This is a genomic window from Aneurinibacillus terranovensis DSM 18919 (assembly GCF_000430625.1).
Classification (GTDB): domain Bacteria; phylum Bacillota; class Bacilli; order Aneurinibacillales; family Aneurinibacillaceae; genus Aneurinibacillus_B; species Aneurinibacillus_B terranovensis.
In genome coordinates, this window is sequence record NZ_AUMJ01000104.1 from 1 (window position 1) to 3,453 (window position 3,453).

The window sequence follows — 3,453 nt, forward strand, 5'->3', positions numbered from 1 at the left end:
TCGCGGGGTGGAGCAGTTGGCAGCTCGTCGGGCTCATAACCCGAAGGTCACAGGTTCAAGTCCTGTCCCCGCAACCAAAACCATTTGGACTACGTTGATTAATCATCTTCGTTCAAATGGAATCGTTGTCCTGGAAGGGCAACCAATACATTTATTCCACTGCGCCGAATAGTCATCATTGCTTGGAATGAAATCAGGAGTACCCGTAGGGTGCAACCAAAAAGAATATTTATAAGTAGTCGGGACGTAGCGCAGCTCGGTAGCGCGCACCCTTGGGGTGGGTGAGGTCGCAGGTTCAAATCCTGTCGTTCCGACCATAATGGCGGTCGTGGCGAAGTGGTTAACGCATCGGATTGTGGCTCCGACATTCGTGGGTTCGATTCCCATCGATCGCCCCATATGGGAGTATAGCCAAGTGGTAAGGCACAGGTCTGCAAAACCTTTATTCCCCGGTTCAAATCCGGGTACTCCCTCCAAAGTCACTGATTAAAAGATTTTAAAAATATGTTGATATTACTAAGCGGTCGTGGTGGAATTGGCAGACACGCTATCTTGAGGGGGTAGTGATCCTCGATCGTGCGAGTTCGAGTCTCGCCGACCGCACCATGGTACATAGTTATAGTTTACTAATGGATCCATAGCTCAGTTGGTTAGAGCGCTACGTTGACATCGTAGAGGTCGCTGGTTCGAATCCAGTTGGGTCCCCCATACATAAAACGTTAAAAGCCTTGTAATCAAGGCTTTTTTTAATACCGCCTTTGGAAATGAACACTCCGAAAATTGACCACATTTACGGAGTGACCATATTTTGGCGACCTTAATTAAACTAGAGTATTTCTTTTTTGCCATTGAATGACCAAATCTTTATCAAACGTCATCAGGTTACTTTGCAAAAAATCAACGACGAAAGTAACCTGATCCTTAAGCTGCTTATCTTTTCACAGGTTCTAATATATTTTGCTTACTGTTGATTTTCTTTTCTGTTTCCAATGGTTGAGAAAGCTGTGCACACTCGCGAAAAGCAAAATGTTTACATCCTGCGCATTTATTTACCTCAATTTGTCCAAGAGCATAACTAATGGCTTCCCCGGTATGATCGAAAAAGTGGTCTTTTTCGATCTCATTATATAACCCGTTTTTTTCCAGTTCAGTTTTTAAGCGAGGACCCATTCCTGAGACAAGGAGCAAACCGCCTTGCTGTTTAAAATGCTGCACAATATTTCTGAAATATGCTTCGCCTGTGGTATCAATAAAGGGAACTTTCCCCATACGTAAAATCAACACTTTCGGTTTATAATGAATGGTTCCCATAATGTTCTGTTCAAATGTTTGAGCAGCCCCAAAGAAAAGAGGTCCTTCGATTGTATAGATACTAATTTGCGGGCAATCATGAGTTTCATTCACAACATGAGGTAAAACTTTTTCGTGTTTTTGAGTGTGATCAGGAAGCACCTTAGCAATGACAAGCATTTCACTCATCTGTTTTGCAAACAAAATAACAGCTAAAACAAGTCCTATTTCTACAGCTGTCGTTAAACTTGTGAAAACAGTAAAGAAGAAGGTCACAAGCAATACAAGAGAATCTCCGGTCTTTGTTTTAAGTACATGAAGAAAATGTTTTCGCTCACTCATATTCCAGGCTACCAACATTAAAACAGGCGCCATACTCGCAAGTGGAATATGAGAAGCATACGGAGCTAAAAGCAAAAGAGTCAATAAAACAACAACGCCATGAATAACACCAGACATCGGTGAGGCAGCCCCGCTTTTAATGTTGGTCGCTGTCCTAGCAATCGCGCCCGTTGCTGGTATCCCGCCGAATAAAGGAGTAATGATATTGGCAATCCCCTGACCAATGAGTTCCCGATTGCTGTTATGCTTACTGTTCGTCATTCCGTCTGCTACGACAGCTGATAAAAGAGATTCAATTCCGCCCAGTATGGCAATAACAAACGCAGGAGCAATCAACTGTTTACTGTGATCCCATGTAATGTCTGGCATATGAATGTAAGGAATCGTACTGGGAATAGCACCAAAAGCTGTCCCAATTGTGGATACACGTCCCGAAAAAAATATGGTGGCTACCACACTGGAGACAATTAAACCAATTAATGAGCCAGGGACTTTTGGCAAAAGCCTGGGTGTAACTAAGATAACGAAAAAACAAAGCAGCGCCGTACACACACTGTATAGATTAATGGTATTAATATGGATGATAATTTCATCAATATTTGCAAGAAATTCCTCATGCTGTTTTAGACCAGTAAGGCCCAGGAAATTAGCAATTTGTCCGGTGAAAATGATGACTGCAATCCCTGAAGTAAACCCAATGGTTACAGGACGTGGAATAAATTTAATTAATGAACCCAGTCTGAAAATCCCCATAAGACACAGCATGATTCCCGCTAATAAACCGGCAAGCAGTAAATTCTCATATCCATAGGTAATTACAACTCCCAAAAGGATGGGGATAAAAGCTCCTGTTGGGCCGCCAATTTGATACTTCGATCCACCGAATAATGAAATGAGTATGCCTGCAATACATGTTGTATAAATTCCATACTCCGGTTTTACACCGGAAGCAATCGCGAAAGCCATGGCAAGTGGGATGGCGATCACACCAACAATGACACCTGAAAGAAGATCCTTTTGAAAATGTTCAAGTGAATATCCCTGGAATCTTCCCGTAAATAATCCTCTCATTGCTAACCCTTCTTTTCTATTCTGATTGACATTATCCATACTAAATCAACTAACCAACTTATTTTTCTCCGTACTATGGCTCCACCGTTTGTTTCGCGTTTATGTCGTTCTCATCCAGTTCTTCCAACATGGAAATGGTATCGATTAAATGGTTGTTAAAAATTTCGCGTGCGACAGCCAACAACTTTGTAACCAAAGGATCTCGAAGAGAATACATTACTCGCTTTCCATCTTTGGTTCCAACCACAATATTTTTAGCACGTAGAACGCTTAATTGCTGAGAGACAGCCGAACCTTCACTGTTAAGAATACTTTGAATTTCGTTTACACTTTTTTCACCGTCTGCCAACAATTCGAGAATACGTATCCGTATAGGATGGGATAAAGCTTTAAAAAAATCAGCTTTAAATTGCTGCATGTCACTGCTATTCATTAATCATTCACCCATTCGTTTTCTATGTATCATTGACTTTATCTTTCAGCAGTAATGTATATACATATTCAAAGGTTTGAATATGTATATACATTACTGCTGTTCTACAAAAATTTCAATATAAATTTTTTATTTATGTGGTATCAAATTTCAATTTCAAATTCTGTTATTCAACTATCCTGCCCTTCGTATTAGCTGCACCATTAAAAAAACGGATGCCTCAGTGTTATTGATACCCGAAAACAACCTAAAGTTGATGGGATTGCCTGTCCGGAAGTTGACGAGTATAATGTCCTCGTATCATTCTGGAGAAAGGA

Annotated in this window: 2 protein-coding genes and 6 tRNA genes; 6 read left to right on the top strand and 2 right to left on the bottom strand. The window is 40.9% G+C overall.

What is annotated here, in order from left to right:
• Position 1: 1 nt before the first annotated feature.
• The 6 genes from H525_RS0115270 (at position 2) to H525_RS0115295 (ending at position 708) form a co-directional block, all read left to right on the top strand.
• Positions 2-77: transfer RNA gene (locus H525_RS0115270), tRNA-Met, on the top strand.
• Between the two features lie 163 nt (positions 78-240).
• Positions 241-317, top strand: a tRNA-Pro gene (locus tag H525_RS0115275).
• A 5-nt stretch (positions 318-322) separates the two neighbouring features.
• Positions 323-398 (top strand) — tRNA-His (locus H525_RS0115280).
• Positions 399-401: 3 nt separating this feature from the next.
• Positions 402-476 (top strand) — tRNA-Cys (locus H525_RS0115285).
• Between the two features lie 44 nt (positions 477-520).
• Positions 521-606: transfer RNA gene (locus tag H525_RS0115290), tRNA-Leu, on the top strand.
• A gap of 25 nt (positions 607-631) precedes the next feature.
• Positions 632-708 (top strand) — tRNA-Val (locus H525_RS0115295).
• A gap of 222 nt (positions 709-930) precedes the next feature.
• Here the strand turns inward: H525_RS0115295 and H525_RS0115300 are convergent.
• Positions 931-2,703: a SulP family inorganic anion transporter gene (locus H525_RS0115300; RefSeq protein ID WP_027416894.1), complete on the bottom strand. Its 1,773-nt coding sequence runs from the start codon at positions 2,701-2,703 to the stop codon at positions 931-933.
• 73 nt (positions 2,704-2,776) lie between these two features.
• Positions 2,777-3,136, bottom strand: a complete 360-nt coding sequence (locus H525_RS0115305; protein WP_027416895.1) for an ArsR/SmtB family transcription factor — start codon at positions 3,134-3,136, stop codon at positions 2,777-2,779.
• Between the last annotated feature and the right edge of the window lie 317 nt (positions 3,137-3,453).